12 protein-coding genes and 1 pseudogene are annotated in these 15,575 nt (G+C 70.4%); 5 read left to right on the top strand and 8 right to left on the bottom strand.

Features of this window, described 5'->3' with window-relative positions:
- Nucleotides 1-174: 174 nt before the first annotated feature.
- The 5 genes and pseudogenes from RBJ65_RS28325 to RBJ65_RS28305 all read left to right on the top strand — a co-directional run bounded on the left by RBJ65_RS28325 (nucleotide 175) and on the right by RBJ65_RS28305 (nucleotide 5,582).
- Nucleotides 175-708, top strand: coding sequence for a TerD family protein (locus RBJ65_RS28325; RefSeq protein WP_306317123.1), 534 nt, complete (start codon nucleotides 175-177; stop codon nucleotides 706-708).
- A 504-nt stretch (nucleotides 709-1,212) separates the two neighbouring features.
- Nucleotides 1,213-4,284: a GDSL-type esterase/lipase family protein gene (locus RBJ65_RS28320; RefSeq protein ID WP_306317124.1), complete on the top strand. Its 3,072-nt coding sequence runs from the start codon at nucleotides 1,213-1,215 to the stop codon at nucleotides 4,282-4,284.
- Nucleotides 4,285-4,474: 190 nt separating this feature from the next.
- Nucleotides 4,475-4,795: pseudogene (locus RBJ65_RS42180) on the top strand (cytosine permease); the annotation flags it as partial.
- Nucleotides 4,796-4,952: 157 nt separating this feature from the next.
- Nucleotides 4,953-5,135, top strand: a complete 183-nt coding sequence (locus RBJ65_RS28310; protein WP_306317126.1) for a hypothetical protein — start codon at nucleotides 4,953-4,955, stop codon at nucleotides 5,133-5,135.
- 123 nt (nucleotides 5,136-5,258) lie between these two features.
- On the top strand, nucleotides 5,259-5,582 hold the full coding sequence (locus RBJ65_RS28305; protein WP_306317127.1) for a cysteine hydrolase family protein: 324 nt from the start codon (nucleotides 5,259-5,261) through the stop codon (nucleotides 5,580-5,582).
- Between the two features lie 51 nt (nucleotides 5,583-5,633).
- On the opposite strand, the gene RBJ65_RS28300 is transcribed toward RBJ65_RS28305, so the two are convergent.
- The 8 genes from RBJ65_RS28300 to RBJ65_RS28265 all read right to left on the bottom strand — a co-directional run bounded on the left by RBJ65_RS28300 (nucleotide 5,634) and on the right by RBJ65_RS28265 (nucleotide 15,521).
- Nucleotides 5,634-8,705, bottom strand: coding sequence for a BTAD domain-containing putative transcriptional regulator (locus tag RBJ65_RS28300; RefSeq protein ID WP_306317128.1), 3,072 nt, complete (start codon nucleotides 8,703-8,705; stop codon nucleotides 5,634-5,636).
- 369 nt (nucleotides 8,706-9,074) lie between these two features.
- The gene (locus tag RBJ65_RS28295; RefSeq protein WP_306317129.1) at nucleotides 9,075-9,776 is read right to left on the bottom strand and encodes a glutamine amidotransferase; all 702 of its coding nucleotides are present in this window, start codon (nucleotides 9,774-9,776) and stop codon (nucleotides 9,075-9,077) included.
- Nucleotides 9,777-9,818: 42 nt separating this feature from the next.
- Entirely contained in the window at nucleotides 9,819-10,820 is a 1,002-nt protein-coding gene (locus RBJ65_RS28290) for a PDR/VanB family oxidoreductase (RefSeq protein ID WP_306317130.1), read from the bottom strand.
- A 118-nt stretch (nucleotides 10,821-10,938) separates the two neighbouring features.
- Entirely contained in the window at nucleotides 10,939-11,940 is a 1,002-nt protein-coding gene (locus RBJ65_RS28285) for a diiron oxygenase (RefSeq protein WP_306317131.1), read from the bottom strand.
- 7 nt (nucleotides 11,941-11,947) lie between these two features.
- Nucleotides 11,948-13,174: a hypothetical protein gene (locus RBJ65_RS28280; RefSeq protein ID WP_306317132.1), complete on the bottom strand. Its 1,227-nt coding sequence runs from the start codon at nucleotides 13,172-13,174 to the stop codon at nucleotides 11,948-11,950.
- Between the two features lie 165 nt (nucleotides 13,175-13,339).
- A complete protein-coding gene (locus tag RBJ65_RS28275) occupies nucleotides 13,340-13,795 on the bottom strand; it encodes a flavodoxin family protein (RefSeq protein WP_306317133.1) in 456 nt (151 codons plus the stop codon).
- A gap of 203 nt (nucleotides 13,796-13,998) precedes the next feature.
- Nucleotides 13,999-14,640, bottom strand: a complete 642-nt coding sequence (locus RBJ65_RS28270) for a 4'-phosphopantetheinyl transferase (RefSeq protein WP_306317134.1) — start codon at nucleotides 14,638-14,640, stop codon at nucleotides 13,999-14,001.
- The gene (locus tag RBJ65_RS28265; protein WP_306317135.1) at nucleotides 14,637-15,521 is read right to left on the bottom strand and encodes a metallophosphoesterase; all 885 of its coding nucleotides are present in this window, start codon (nucleotides 15,519-15,521) and stop codon (nucleotides 14,637-14,639) included. Before RBJ65_RS28265 ends, RBJ65_RS28270 begins: the two co-directional genes overlap by 4 nt.
- Nucleotides 15,522-15,575 lie beyond the last annotated feature (54 nt).

Raw genomic sequence — 15,575 nt, 5'->3', positions numbered from 1 at the left:
GACGTCGAGCGCCTCGGTGCACGCGGACAGTGGCTCACGCACACCCTCGTCGCGGCGGCGCCGTGCGGAGCCGAATTGGGTTAAGAAGGCATCAAGGCGCTGGTCGCGGGCCATACTTGAGACGCGGGGCCGGGAGGGGCCCTGGTCGATTCGACGCGGGAAAGGCGGCGTCCTGTGAGCAGCGTCACGACAGGACTACAGAAGATCGAAGTCAAGCTGCGCTGGGACCCCAGCCCCCTCGGACAGCCACCACACCATCTCGACATCGTCGCCGCGACCTACTCCAGCGACGCCACCGACGGACAGCCCAGGTACGTCGTCCACTACGACAGCCGCTCGCCCGACGGCACCATCAATATGAGCCGGCACAGCGAGACCGGGATGGGTCTCGGCTTCGTCGAGGTCATGGCTCTCGAACTCGACCGCCTGGCGCCCTCCTACGCCCGCGTGGTGGTCGGAGTGGTGATCCACCAGGACCACGGCCCCCGCACGTTCGGCGACATCGAGAACGCCGAAGCCGTGGTCGTGGAGACGTACACGGACCTGATGCGGACCGACTTCGCACCGGTGGCCGGGTCCACTTCTGCGACCGTCGTGGAGTTCGTGCGCAACGTTCACGGCGCGTGGGAACTCCACGAGGTGGTCTCGGGGTTCGACTGCGACACGGCCGCGTTCCCGGCCGAAATGGGCCACGCCCGAAGCAGCTGACCGAGAGCGGGAGAACACCTCCACCGCATCGCCGGCGTGCAGGCGTTGAGCCGGGTGAGCCGTGCCCGTACGCAGGCGGGCGATGCCCGTCTTGGGTCCGTACGTCCCGCGATCACCTCAGGCGTGTCATCACCTCGTAACTGCCCTCACGCGTGACCGCCGTGACAGGCAGGGTGTTGATCGACCGAGCGCGCGGCCGAGCCGGGCCCACGGCCGCACACCAGTGACGCCACGGACGGCAGAACCGCGGCTGAGCCGTCACGACGGAGCGGTGCCGCGAGCGCGGCAGGGATGAGACAGGAGAGTGAGCCTCCCCCCATGACGTTTCGAGAAGACGAAGTGCCCCCGGATGGGCAGTACTTACCCACTCACGTCGGTAGACCGCGCACTCGTGCCATTGCCTTCAGCGCCGTCCAGACGTTGCTGGTGGCGCTCCTGGTGGTGCCGTTCACGGTTCTCACCAGCAGTCCCGCGCAGGCTCTGCCACCGTACGAGACACCCTTCATGACGTGGAACATGCAGGGAGCCACCTCGAACGGAGCCAGTATGTGGACGGACTACATGCCGAGCGTCCTCGCTCAGGCCCGGCCGCATGTGGCGATGCTGCAGGAAGCCGGTCCCGACCAGCCGAACAGTGCCCACGCCGAGACACGACCGCCGGGCTCGTACGGCAATCACACGGCCTCCTACTGGCGCTGGCGCTCGGACGAGCCGTCGGGACCCCGTCCGGGCAACTGGTACATGCTGTTCGTCCAGACGAACGACCCGGACAGGCCGGGCGGCCGGGTCAACACGATCGTCATGTCCACGGTACGAGCCGACGAAGCCATGATCGTGGACAGCGATCACAGCAGCGGCCGTGGCCGGCCGGCCGTCGGCATCCGCCTCGGTGACGACTGGTACTTCAGCTACCACGCGCTCTCCGGCGGCGGTGGCGACGCCGTCCGCATGCTCACCGACGTCGGAACCGCTGTCGAGCGGGCTTCCCGGGCGGCCGGAAGGCGATACGACTGGACGGTGTCCGGAGACTTCAACACCACACCCGAAACGCTGCGATCGCGCAGGGGTTTCGCCGACATCCGCACACCGGACACCGGCATCCCTCCCGCTGTCGTGCGCAGCGGCATGCCGACCCACCACAGCCCCGACGGATCGCGACGAGAACTCGACTTCACCGTGACCACCAGTTCGGCAGAGCTTCTCAGCGCGGAGGCCCAACCCAGCAGGGGCGGCTCCGATCACGATCCGGTCGCCACCAGGCCCAGAGCCACCCGCGTCGACGGCGGACCTCAGATGTCGGCCATGCCCACGGGCGGATACGGAATGGACGGCGAGAACGGGCAGGACGAGGCCGGCGGGCGGGGGATCATGCGGGCCTGCCTCGTCGTGCAGGGCGGTGGCCCGTGCCCGAACTCCCGTGGCAGTACCGGAGGTTCGACCAGTACGGCCGCGGACGAAGAGGCAAGCTTCGACTACGTGGGATCCACCGAGGGCGGCACCGTCAGCGACGGCGACAACCAGCAGGAAGCCTTCCCGGGCCAGAGCATGGAGCAGCTGCGCCAGCACCTCTCCGAGGACCTGCCCACGTACAAACCCAACGTCGTGGTGCTGCAGATCGACGTCGCCAACGACCTCACCACGCGCAACGCGCGCAGTGCCGCCGATGAGGCGAACCAGCTGCGGGACCTCCTGGAGCAGATCTACCTCGTGGTGCCCAACACCACCGTGCTCGTCGGGGATCCCGCCCCGTCCAAGGACGCGAGCGTTCGCGAGGCCATGTTCAGCGGGACGTCCTCCTACCGCGCGCGGTCGAAGGCGATCATCGACGGTGTCGCGGCGGCCGGGCACCGGATCCGCCGCGTGGACACGGGCTTCACCAGCAGCACGAGCGGCGTGGACACCGGGCAGGACGCCGACGGGGTTCCCAACACCCGCGGCTACCGCACCATGGCGTACGGCTACGCGGCACAGCTGCGCGCGCTGTGGCGCAACGGCACGATCGTGGAGCCCGGCGACGTGGTGGTGGGCGTGGACAGCGGTGACGCGATCACGAAACAGCCGCTGCGGGTGATGCCGCTGGGCGACTCGATCACCGCGGGCGTGGAGAGTTCGGACAACAACGGGTACCGCGGAGCGCTCTACGCCAGGCTGCGCGAGACCGTCGCGGACGGACAGGTCGACTTCACCGGCTCGCAGCGCCGGGGAACGATGCCCGACCTCGATCACGAGGGCCACCCCGGGTGGCGGATCGACGAGATCGCGGAGGTGGCGGCCTGCACCGTTCCCCAGTACCGGCCCAACGTGATCACGCTCCACGCCGGCACCAACGACTTCAACCAGAACTACGAGTTGGACTCGGCCCCGGAGCGTATGAAGAGCCTGATCACCCGGCTCCACAAGGACTCGCCCAAGGCGGTCGTGGTGGTGGCGAAGGTACTCCCGACCGGAAAGGCAGGCCTGCAACCCCGGATCGACGCCTTCAACGCCGAACTGCCGGGCATCGTCGCCGACCTGCGCGCCCAGGGCCAACGCGTCGTGCTGACCGATACCGGGGACATCTCCGTAGGGGACGGCCTGGAGAGCGATGCCCACCCCGACGACGCGGGCTACGCCAAGCTCGGCGGCGACTTCTACTCCGGGATCGAGGACGCCGCACGCAAGGGATGGATCGAAAAGCCTGACCCGTCCCGCGTCTCCTCCCCCTGCGACGACGGGGACGGCACGAGCGCGGCGGGCCCCGGGTGGCGCCCCCTGGGAGTGATCGCCCCCGGTATGACACACCCTCAGGGCCAGACCCAGCTCGCGGACTTCGACGGTGACGGCCGGGACGACTACGTCCGCGTCGATACGGATACGAGGGACCACTCACTGCGTATCGCCCTGAACCGCGAGGACCGCCCCGGGCAGCCGCGCTGGGAAGAGGTGAAGGCCGACATCGACCTCGCGGAGGCCTGGCCGGACGGCTGGAAGATCGACTTTCCGGACGTCGACGGTGACGGACGGGCGGACATCGTGTTGATCCCGCCGTCGGGCGACGACAGGCTCGTCTTCAACTACCTCAACGAGGGCCTGGTCGACGGCTCCACGATCAGCTGGGACGAGGGTGGATCGATCGACCTCGACCTCGACGGCGCCGAACAGGACTCCGTACGCTTCGCCGATGTCAACGGCGACGGCCGCGACGACTATCTGAGGGTGGGCGAAGACGGGTCCGTGCACGCGTACTTCAACCTGCCGGGCAGCGACGAATACGACTGGCGCTGGGAGGAACACCTGAACTGGGCACCCGGCGTCTTCTACGGATCCCGCGACAAGCTGCGCCTCGCCGACGTCGACGGCGACAAGAAGGCCGACTACCTCATGGTCGGCCCCGACGGGACCGTCCACGCCTACCTCAACCAGGGCGGGCGCGGCAACGGCGGCTTCGAGGAACACCGCGACTTCGTCAAGAAGACCGGATACCCCGGCGCCAAGTCGACGTTCCGCGACATCAGCGGAGACGGCAAGGCCGACTACGTCACCGTCTACGACGGCGGCGCCGTCCGATGCTGGCTGAACCGCGGCGGCAACCTGTAAACCCACCCAACGCGCGGGGCCCGTCGACCTGTTGACGGGCCCCGCGCACTACAGGATCCGGGCCGGTTCACACACCTCGCCAGTTGCCGTACTTCCCCAGCGGCGATTCCGTGCGGGCTGTCTGATCCTGGGCGGCTACGTCGGTGCGCTCAGCTATCTGGCCGGCCGCACCGGCAACACGTTCGCCCGCGTGGCCGCGGTCACCTTCGGTGCCCGCGGTGCCCACCTCGCCTCGGGGTTCCTGGCGACCGTGGTCATCGGCTGGATCGCGGCACCGCTGTACCTGGTGCTGGGCGGTGTGGCCATCGCGCTGGCGCTGCGTGACTCGGACCCGGGTTCCGTACTGTCCTACGGCGGCCAGGCCCCGGCCGGCGGAGCCCTGACGTTCGGCGCCTGCGTCACGATGGTGGTGGCCGGGTTCGCCGACTCCGGCACCATGACCGCGGACTTCACCCGCTGGTCCCGCAACGGGCGCGAGGCCGTGCTGGCCGCGCTCACCGCCTTCCCGCTGGCCAACCTGCTGGCGCTGGTCGTCGGTGCCGTGATCGTCGGAGCGGGCGCGGCGGCCGATCCCGGCTCGGCGGGCGGGGACTTCCTCGGCCTGCTCACCGACCACCACGGCGGGCTGCTGACGCCGGGGCCCCGCCGAGGCACGGCCGGACGGCTCCGTGCTGCGGTTCAGCGCCCTGGCCGCGTGGGCGGGCGGGGCCGTGGTGGCCGCGTTCGTGCACTACGAGGGTCCGCAGTACTGCGAAGCCGTCGCAGGACTGCTGGCCGGTGCCGCCTTGTACCTCGCCGCGGAACGTCTCGTTCCGGGCTCCCGCGCATCCCACCACCCCGAAGGGACGTGACCGTGGCCATCGTTGACGCCACCCCGTACCTCTGGCCCTTCGACGGCAGCCTCGCCGTCTCGCGTACCGCCTTGTTGTGCATCGACTGGCAGACCGACTTCTGCGGCCTCGGCGGTTACGTCGATGCCATGGGCTACGACATCTCGCTCACCCGCGCCGGAGCCGGGCAAGGGCTCCTTCTACGCCACCGATCTGGACCTGGTGCTGCGTACCCGCGGCATCACACACCTGGTGCTCACCGGGATCACCACCGACGTGTGCGTGCACACCACGATGCGCGAGGCCAACGACCGCGGCTACGAATGCCTGTTGCTGTCGGACTGCACCGGTGCCACGGAGCGGAGCAACTACGAGGCCGCGCTGCGCATGGTGACCATGCAGGGTGGCATCTTCGGCGCGGTGGCCACGAGCGACCAACTGCTGACGGCGCTGAAGGAGTCGGCGTGAGGGACGCCGCCGCCGCGGCGCGGGTGCGGCGGGGCAGCACGCCGACACACCTCAATAGAGGCCGAAGGCAGCCGGACGGTCGGTTCGGTGCGTTCCTCGCCGCCCCGCCGATCCCCCTCCTGCCACTGATCCCCCTCCTGCGGCGCCGGGCCCGGCCGTCGTGTCCAGGGCCAGCGCGACGACCTCGTCCGGGGTGAGGCGGGCGCCCGAGCGGAAGGCGTCCTCGCAGGCCTCGTGGCCGAGGGCCCGCCGCGCCAGCCGCTCCCCCTCCTCGTGCGGGGCCCGCCAGTGCTCCGAGCCGAACCACGGAAGACCGACCGCGTTCCACTCCTCCTCGGCCGCGCCGAGCAGCACCGCCGCCCGGTGGCTCCTGCCCTCTGCGGCGGCGATCCAGCCGAGGAGGTCCACGGCCATGGCGATGCCGAGGCGGTCGCAGAAGTCCCGCTTCAGGCGCAGGCTCTCGCGGGCGTGACAGGTCGCCGCCCCGCGGTCGCCCCTGGCCCACTCGGCGAAGGCCTGCACGTAGAGGACGTAGGCGAGCGTCCATGTCTCGTCGTGGACCTCGCAGATGGCCCGCGCCCGGCTGCAGAGCCGCACCGCGCGGTCCGGTGTGCCGACGAAGACACTTGTCATGGCGAGCTGGATCTGCGCCATGACGACCACGCTGTTCAGCTCGCCGAGCGCGACATAGCGCCCCAGGGCGTCCTCGAGGAGGTCCTGCGCGCGCCGCGGGTCGTCGCCGAGCAGGGCGGCGGCCCCCGCCATGTGTGTGCCGTAGGCCAGGGCGGCTTCGTCGCCGAGCGTCCTGGCCAGTCGGCGGCACTCCTGCGACCTGGCGGTGCTGCCGGGCAGGTCGCCGCGGAGATAGGCGATCCGGCTCAGCACCCACAGGGCCTTGGCGCGCTCGCTGGACGGTTCGCGGTCCACGGCCAGCGCCCGGCCGAGCCAGTGCTGCGCCTCCTCGACGTGGCCGCAGCCGACCCAGAAGAAGTACAGCGCGGCCGCCAGGTGGACACCGGCCCTGCCCTCCCCCGGTGTGGTCAGGCAGAAGGTGAGTGCCTCGCGCAGGTTGGCGTGCTCCAGGCGCATCCGGGCGGCCCAGTCCGCCTGCTTGGCACCGAACCACTCCGCCTCGCCCTGTTCGGCAAGGGCCAGGTACCAGTCCCGGTGGCGGCGGCGGAGCTCCGCCTGGAGGCCGCTGTCCGAGAGCCGCTTGCGCCCGTACTCGCGGAGCATCTCGAGGAGCCGGAAGCGGACGCCGTCCGTGGACTCCTCGCGGATGAGCACCGACTTGTCGACGAGCCCGTCGACGAGGTCGAGGACCTCCTCGGCGGGCAGGTCGTCCAGGGCGCAGACGGCCTCGGCCGTTTCGAGGTCGAAGGTGTCGGTGAACGTCGAGAGGCGGGACCAGAGCAGCCGCTCCTTGTCCGTGCACAGGTGGAAGCTCCAGTCCACCGTCGCCTGGAGCGTCTGGTGGCGCGGCAGCGCGGTGGGCCGCGCCGTCGCGAGGACCCGGAAGCGGTCGTCGAGGCGGGTGAGGAGCTGGGCGGGCGACAGGGCGCGCAGGCGTCCGGCCGCGAGCTCGATGGCCAGCGGGTTGCCGTCGAGCCGTCGGCAGATCCGGGTCACGATCGCCTGGTTCTCAGGGGAAAGGGAGAACCCGCTGGGCACCGCGGCGCGCGCCCGGTGGGTGAACAGGGTGACGGCGGCCCCGTCCTCCTCGGGCGCGCGCCGCGCGGCCGGTGCGCACGGGCTCGCGGCGTCCGGCGGCACCCACAGCGGCCGTACCGCGAAGATGCGCTCGCCGTCGATGGCCAGCGGCTGCCTGCTGGTGGCGACGACCCGCAGGCCTTCCACCGCGCGCAGCAGTCGGTCGACGAGTGGGGAACACGTACTGAGCAAGTGCTCGCAGTTGTCGAGCACCAGCAGGACGTGCCGGTTCCGCAGGTGCCTGATCAGGGCGGACAGGGGTGTGCGGCCCGACCGGTCCTGGATGCCGAGCGCCGTGGCGACGGTGTGCTCGACGAGTCCGGGGTCGCGCAGGCCCGCGAGCTCCACCAGCCACACGCCGTCGGAGAAGCCCGGACGCAGGTTCCGTGCGGCGCGCAGCGCGAGCCTGGTCTTGCCCACGCCGCCGGCCCCGGTGAGCGTCACCAGGCGCGTGGCGGGCACCAGTTCGCCGATCTCGGTCAGTTCGCGCTGTCGGTCGACGAAGCTGGTCAGCTCGGCGGGCAGGTTGCCCGACGCCGGCGGGCTCGCGCCGGCGGCGAGGCGGGCGGAGTGGCCGTCGTCGTTCCGCGCCGGTTCGGGCGCCTCCGCGCGGGCCGGGGCGGGCGGGCTCAGGGCGGCGTCGGCGGTCAGGATCTGCTCGTGCACCCGACGCAGTTCCGCACCGGGTTCGATGCCGAGCTCATCGGCCAGCAGCCGGCGGGCGTCCCGGTACACCTGGAGGGCCTCGGCCTGCCGCCCCGAACGGTGCAGGGCGCGCATGAGCAGGCCGTACGGCCGCTCGCGCAAGGGGTGGGCGTCGATCAATCGGCGCAATTCGGCCACGGGTTCCGCGTCGGCGCCGAGCGCCAGGTCGGCCTCGACGCGCTCCTCGACGACGCCGAGGCGGTCCTCCTCCAGACGGTCGCGCTCCGCGCTCAGCAAGGGCCCCGCGAGCCCTTCGCACAGCCTGCCCCGCCACAGCCGCAGGGCGGCGTGCAGGGCCTCGGCGGCCGCGGGCAGGTCCCCCGCGGCCCGCGCCGAGCGGCCCCTGGCCACCTCCGCGGTGACCGTGTCCAGGTCGAGGCCGCCGGGCGCCACCTTCAGCAGGTAGCCCGCCTCGGTCCAGGTCAGCAGCTGGGACGGCGTACGGGCCCGGCGCCCGGGCTCAAGGACGCGGCGCAGGCCCGCGGCATGGCGTTGCAGGAGGTTCACCGCCCGCCCTGGGGCGGCCTCCCCCCAGATGGCGTCGATGAGCCTCTCCCGTGACACCGGCCGGTTGGCGGACAGCAGCAGCACGGCGAGCATGACCCGCTGTTGCACCGGCCCGGCGTCCAGTTCCAGACCGTCCCGCCGGACCCGCAGCGGGCCGAGCACCTCGAATCGCAGCGTGGCGGACGTCATGGGGTCGCCCATCACCGCCTCCCCCGTGAAGCAGTCGACCCCAACCTAATCGGCGCGCCGCGCGCCGGTCATCGGCCGGGGGCCGGGCCCGCACCGCCGTGGCCGGTACGGGTGCCCGTCGCGCCCCACCGCCCCGCACGACGGAGCCGCCGCATCACCCGACGCGGCCCCGGTACGGGACACGACGGTCCTCCGGCAAGAGGCGGGCGTATGGCTTTTGGGCCAGGCGTGGCCGGTAAGCGGTGGGGGCTTCGCCGGGTACGGGGTGCGTAGGCGGTGTCGTCTTCCGTTACAGGCCCCTACGTTTCCGTTACATGACCATACGTCTCCGTTTCAGGCGCATGCCGTCTCCGTTACAGCCCCACGTCTTCAGGCCGACGCCTACAGGCCGACGTCGTCGAGCCAGCGGCCGAAGAACCTCCGGCCCTGGCTCTCCAGCAGGCCCGCGTACCGGCGGGTGTCCTCGCGGATGCCGGTGGCGGACACCCCGGGCGCGTGCGCTATCTCATGGGCGTGGCCGATCAGCCAGGACTCGATGGCCGCGCCGCGGACCTCCGCGTGGAACTGCGTCCCCAGGGCGTTCCGCCCGAGGCTGAAGGCCTGGTTCGCGCACTGCGGTGTGGAGGCGAGGTGCACGGCTTCCGCCGGCAGGTCGAAGGTGTCACCGTGCCAGTGCAGTACGGGCGCGGTCAGCTCCGCCAGGGCGGAATCGGCCCCTGCCGCGGTCAGGTCGACGCCCTGCCAGCCGATCTCCCGCACCGCGGCCGGGTAGACCTTGGCGCCGGCCGCGGCAGCGATCAGTTGCGCGCCCAGGCAGACACCCAGCAGGGGTTCCTCGCGGGACAGCCGGTCCCCGACCAGCTCGATCTCCTCCGTGAGGAAGGGGTACGCGGTCGTCTCGCCCGCCCCGACGGGGCCGCCGAGGACGACGAGCAGTTCGGGCGAGCGCCGTTCGACCTCTTCCCTGAGCCGGCCGCGTCCGGCATCCACGTAGGTCACCCGGATGTCCCGCTCCCTGAGCACCTCCTCGAAGGAGCCCAGGTCCTCGAAGGCTACGTGCCGGACGGCCAGCGCCTCTGTCATCTCGATCAGCCTCGCAATGGTTGGTGATGAGTGGGCGGTCGCTCACAGGTCGAGGACGAGCCGGGAGCCGCGGCTGCGCGAGACGCAGATCATCATGCTCTCCCCGGCGGCCCGTTGCGCCTCGGTGAGCAGGGAGTCGCGGTGCTCGGGGGCGCCTTCGACGACGCTCGTCTCGCACGTGCCGCAGACGCCCTCGCGGCAGGCGGCGAACGTCAGCACGCCCGCCCGGTCGGCCACGTCGAGGATCGACTCGTGCGGTGCGACCGCCAGGGTCAGGCCGGAGCGCCGGCACTCCACCTCGAAGGCGGTGCCGCCGTCGGCGTCGGCCGGTGCCGGCCGGGCCACGAAGCGCTCCGTGCGCAGCGCGCCGGGCGGCCATCCGGTGCAGCGTTCCTCGACGGCGCCGAGCAGGGCCTCGGGCCCGCAGCAGTACACCAGGCAGTCCTCGCGAGGTGTGCCGAGGAGCTCGTCGAGCGGGAGCAGGCCGCTCTCCTCCTGGGGGTGGACCCGTACCCGGTCTCCGTAGGCCTCCAATTCGTCGAGGAAGGCCATCGACGCGCGGGAACGCCCGCCGTAGACCAACTGCCAGTCCCTGCCCGCGGATTCGGCCGCGGCCACCATCGGCAGGATCGGTGTGATGCCGATGCCGCCCGCGATGAAGAGGTAGCGGGCCGCGGGCTCCAGCGGAAAGTGGTTGCGCGGGCCCCTGACCCGCACCGTCTCGCCGGTGTGGAGCGACTGGTGCACATGGCGCGAGCCGCCGCGGCCGTTCGGTTCGAGCAGGACGGCGACGCGCCAGGTGTACCGGTCCGCCGGGTCGCCGCACAGCGAGTACTGCCGTACGAGATCGATCTCGGGCAGCATCAGGTCGATGTGGGCCCCCGGCGACCACTCGGGCAGTTCCCTGCCGGCGCGGTCGGTCAGGGTGAGGGTGAGCACTCCGTCGGCTCCCCTGGTCCGTCCGCTCACGCGGAGGACGGTGGTGGTTGTGTCAGGGGGCCCGGGTGCCCCGCGCAGCGTGGGTGCCGCGATGTCGACTGCCATGACGTACTTGACTCCTGCGCTTCCTTCGTACGGAAAGTCCGTACGGAAATGGGGTTACGGAAAACGGGAAGTGGTGGGGCGGGCGCGATGGCGCGCCCGCCCCGTCACTCCGGCACGATCAGGCGATCAGGCCCTGCCTGGCGAAGCTGTCGCGGGCCGCGGCCGAGTCCAGCAGGCCGATCTCCTCGGCCAGCGTGACGATCTCCGAGTAGTCCAGGGACGCCAGGTCGGCGGCGCCCAGGGACCGGCACTCGTGGATCATCTCCTCGGCCTTCGGGAATCCGATCTGCCGCAGCATGGACAGCCAGATGTCCAGCTCGCGGTCGGCGAACCAGACGACGGGTTCGGCCAGCACGTCGGCGAACGCGGCGCGCTGCCGCACCGTCAGGTCATGGGAGAAGAGCTGGGCCATGGACCGGAACAGGGGGCTGTGCACCATCTCGTCGTGCCGGTGGGCCGCCACCGTCATGCGGTTGAAGGGCTGGATCTCCTCGCTCTCGCTGAGCAGGTGCAGGTAGTCGCTGATGAAGATCTCCGAGACCACCGCCGTGGCGAACTGGACCATTTGGCCGTGCCAGGGGTCCGTGCCCGTCCGCTGGCGCTCGCGCATGTGCCGCACCAGGTTGAACCGCGGGATGTGCAGGTCCTCGAGGCCGCGACGGCTGCGCGTCAGGCGGCTCGCCTGCTCCACGAGGTGTACGTGGTAGGCCTCGTCGACCAAGGTCTCGCAGACGGCCTTCTGCGCATCGGCCGTACGCAGTCCCGGCATCGCCCCCGCGATGATGTCGAGGCAGGACGGGTTGACGATCTCCGTCTCGATCTGCGTGGTCTTGGCGTTGTACATCAGCCAGCCGCAGCTCAGGACGCGGGACTTCATCCCGGGTGAACTGGCCTGGTACTGCGGCAAGTCCCTGAAGGGCAACAGCCCTTCGAGGAAATCCTCCTTGCCCGGCTCTCCCGGCTCTCCCGGCTCGCCCGACTCACCCGGCTCGCCCGACTCGAAGAACGGATCCAACTCGTCCTTCTTTACGTAGGCGCGCCTGGGCCAGTTGGCGGCGAGCCGGCCCAGCATGATCCTGGTGTGCGACAGGTCGTCGTGCTGCTCGGCCTGGGTGGTCATCCGTCGGTCACCGGTTCCTTCCGGTCGCGAACTCCCCGTGGAACATGCTCAGTCCGTCGTCGGCGTCGTAGACCTTCGCCACCTTGTCGGTGGAGGTGTCGATCCGGATGAGGTGATCGCTGACGAAGCTGGAGACGAACACCGACTCCTCGTCGAACATGGCCGTGGCCGTGTGGGCGTTGCGGAAGCCGGCGGGCAGTTCATGGCCGGGGCGCAGCCGCTTGACGAAGCTGGGGCGGCGACGGTCGTACAGGTCCCAGATCGAGATGTAGCCGTCGCGCCCGTAGTCGGCGGCGTTGTCCGTCTGCCCGGCCCACGAGTCCTCCTCGGCCACGTACAACTTGCCCTTGGCGATGGTCACGTCCGATGGCGACCTGTACATGCCCGCGCCGCCCGGCTTGGTGGTGGGGCCGATGACGCGTTCGGCCGTGTCGAGCTCGGTGTCGATCAGCCAGACGCTCTGTCCGACGACCGTGGCCCCCAGGGGCGTCCTCGACGTGGGCCCGATCTGCATGGCCCCGATGTAGGCGTAGCGGTTGTCCAGCCATGAGGCGTAGTGCGCGAACGCCCCGTACTCGGTCTCCGTCCCCAGCGTGATGGTGTGCGTCGCCTCGACCTTGCCGGTGTGCCGGTCGGGACGGTAGACGCGCACCTCACCGATGTCGTAGTCGTAGCCGACACCGAGCCCGACGGTGCCCTCGGGGTTGAAGTTGACGCCGTGGGTCTGCCGGGTCAGGCCGCGCTGGGAGTACAGGACGCGCTGCTCAAGCGTGCCGTCCGACCTGATCCTGAATCCGCGCACGCGGTCGTCCGTGTAGTGCGTGACGTAGGTGAACTTCGAGCGCGGCAGGAAGGTGGGGCCATGCGTCTGCGTGTAGAGGGGCCTCGTCCACGGCATGATCGGCTGGTTCGGCGAGGTCTGCTTGAGGTTCGGCATGTCGGACGGCGTGCCGGAGACGTCCAGCGGAAGGATCTGCCGGAGCTCCACGTCGGCCTTTCCGGCGTCCCAGTCCACGTCGTTCAGGTGCAGCGTGACGATGGAGGCGTTGAACGGCGGGATGGCGTCGGTGGCCACGTAGACGGTGACCTCGTCGGAGGCGATCCACGTGTGCTGGGGAGTCGCCGGCAGCCAGCCGTCGATGTCCGCGAGTGGCACCCTGACCAACTTGTCCTGCTTGGAATGGACCAGGACGAGATCCTTGGACAGCATGTTCACGCCGGTGAGTATGTGCATTCCTCTTCGCTCCTCGTTTCTCTCGGGCCTGCGCCGGCCGAACCGTGCGGCCGGGCATGCGTCCGCTGACGGGACGTGGAATGCATCGTGCAAGGCCGCGTTGCAGCACCTGTTGCAGGACTCGTTGCAGCGCAGTTGCAGGCGCGCCGCGCAGGCGCTGGTCGCTCACCCGCCCCGCAGCCGCTCCGCGAACTCCTTCGCGGCGGCGAGGTCACCGGTGTTCGGCCGCCGCTTGTTGAGGCCGCCCACCAGCCTGAAGGGCATCCACGTGTCGAACGCCCGGCAGGTGAAGGTCCCGGCCACCGTGTACCCCTTGCCCTGGAGGGTCCTGGCCAGGGGCCGGGTGAACGGGGCGGGCGGCAGTTCGGGCAGCCCGCTGGTGGCGAACACGAACGCCCGCCCCCGCGCTGCCGGCAGCTCCTCGACGAACCGGCTGAGGCCGGGGTGGAGCCTTCCGTAGAAAACACCCGACCCGAAGCCCAAGAGATCGGCGTCGGCCATCTCCGCCGGGTCCACCGCTTCCGGGGAGACGACCTTCGCCTCCAGAACGGGGGCCATGGCGTCGGCGACGCGACGCGTGTTCCCGTGGGACACGGAGGTGCACACGATGAGGGTCTTCATGCTGTCGGTCCTCTCTGTCACAGATACATCCTCTGAAGCGAGGACAAATCAGCGACCCCAGATGTGACAGCACAACCATGTGGAACCCACGCGGCACCACGACCCGGACGTCCTGGCCCACGCCCAACGCGAGGGGGAAACGGTATGCGGGGGGCTTCTCAGCCGCGGCGTTCAGTTGAGTTTCGGATCAGTTGAGTTTCGGATCAACAGTCCCTCTCCACCACCACAGCCGTCACCACATGCTCACCCTCGACCACCCAGCGTCCTCGCAGGCGGGCGAGTTCGGGCGGAGCCGGGACGAGGACGTCTGCGGTGAACGTGCCGTCGTGGGCGAGGACGAGAGAAGCCTCCTTGAAATCCAGCCAGCGGCGAGTGACGGGATACCAGGCCTTGTAGACGGATTCCTTGGCGCTGAACAGGAGGCGGTCCCAGGCAGGCCCGCCCGCGGGCAGGGCGGCGAGGGCAGAGCGTTCCTCAGGGCGAGCGATTGTCTCCAACACCCCATCCGGCAAGCCCGAGTTGGGCTCGGCATCGATGCCGAGAGAAGTGATCCGACGGGCGTGCGCCACGGCCGCGGCCCGGTACCCGGCACAGTGGGTCATGCTGCCGACGACACCGGACGGCCAAACCGGTGCGCCGCGCCCGTCCGGAAGCAGCGGCGCGGGGGGTACGCCGAGCGCCGCGAGGGCGTCCCGGGCGCAGGACCGTACGGTTGTGAACTCGGCGCGCCGCTTGGGCACAGCCCTGGCGATGAGCGCCTCTTCCCGCGGGGACAGGGTGATGTCGAGCCGGTCGGTGTACGACTGAACAGCCAGTACGTCGGAGGGCAGAATCGACTCGATCATGCGGCGGCGCCCTCGGTGATGTCCCGGGGCCGGGGCCAGATCTGCCGCGCCAGATCGTCGCGCAACCCAAAGCGGCGCCATTCCCGCGGGTATCCGAGGGACACCTCCTCGAACGGTACGCCGTCGTGGACGGTGCGCCGCGGGATGTGCAAGTGCCCGTACACGACGGCTCGTACGTCGAAGCGGGTGTGCCAGTCGGCGGTGCGCACCGTGCCGCACCACTGGGCGAACTCCTGATGGGTCATCACCTCGGTGGGGCTGCGCACCAACGGCCAGTGATTGACCAGGACCAGGGGCGGCGAACCAGGACCCGTGACCTCACTCAGGCGCAGTTCCGTCGCCGCGACGCGGGCCGCACACCAGTCCTGACGCGTCGGATAGGGGTCGGGGTGCAAGAAGAACTCGTCCGTGCACACGATCCCGGCCGCGTACGCCTTCTCCAGGGACTCCTCACGCGTCGTGGCGCCCGGGGCCAGAAACGTGTAGTCGTACAGCAGGAAGAGGGGTGCGATCCGTACCGGACCGCCCGCTCCGGTCCACACCGGATAGGGGTCTTCGGGCGTGATCACGTCGAGGCGGCGGCACATCTCCACCAGGCTCTCGTAGCGTCGCACTCCTCGGAGCGGACTGGTCTCCTGCTTGACGGTCCACAGTTCGTGATTGCCGGGTACCCAGATCACCCGCGCGAAGCGCTCTCGCAACAGGGCCAGGGCCCACTCGATGTCCGCCGTCAGCTCACCGATGTCGCCGGCGACAATCAACCAGTCGTCGGGATCGGTCGGCTTCAACTCGGCCACCATGGCCCGGTTTTCGGCGTAGGAGATGTGCAGGTCGCTGATTGCTCGTAGTACGCCCATGATTCCCGTCGTGTCGATCGGCATCGAAGAAGGTGGCCCCGCCCGGCCCCCGGGGCCCGGCCCCGGGGACCAGGTGTC

This window comes from Streptomyces sp. KL109B (assembly GCF_030766935.1).
Lineage (GTDB): Bacteria > Actinomycetota > Actinomycetes > Streptomycetales > Streptomycetaceae > Streptomyces.
This window is presented reverse-complemented; position numbering and strand designations above follow the sequence as displayed.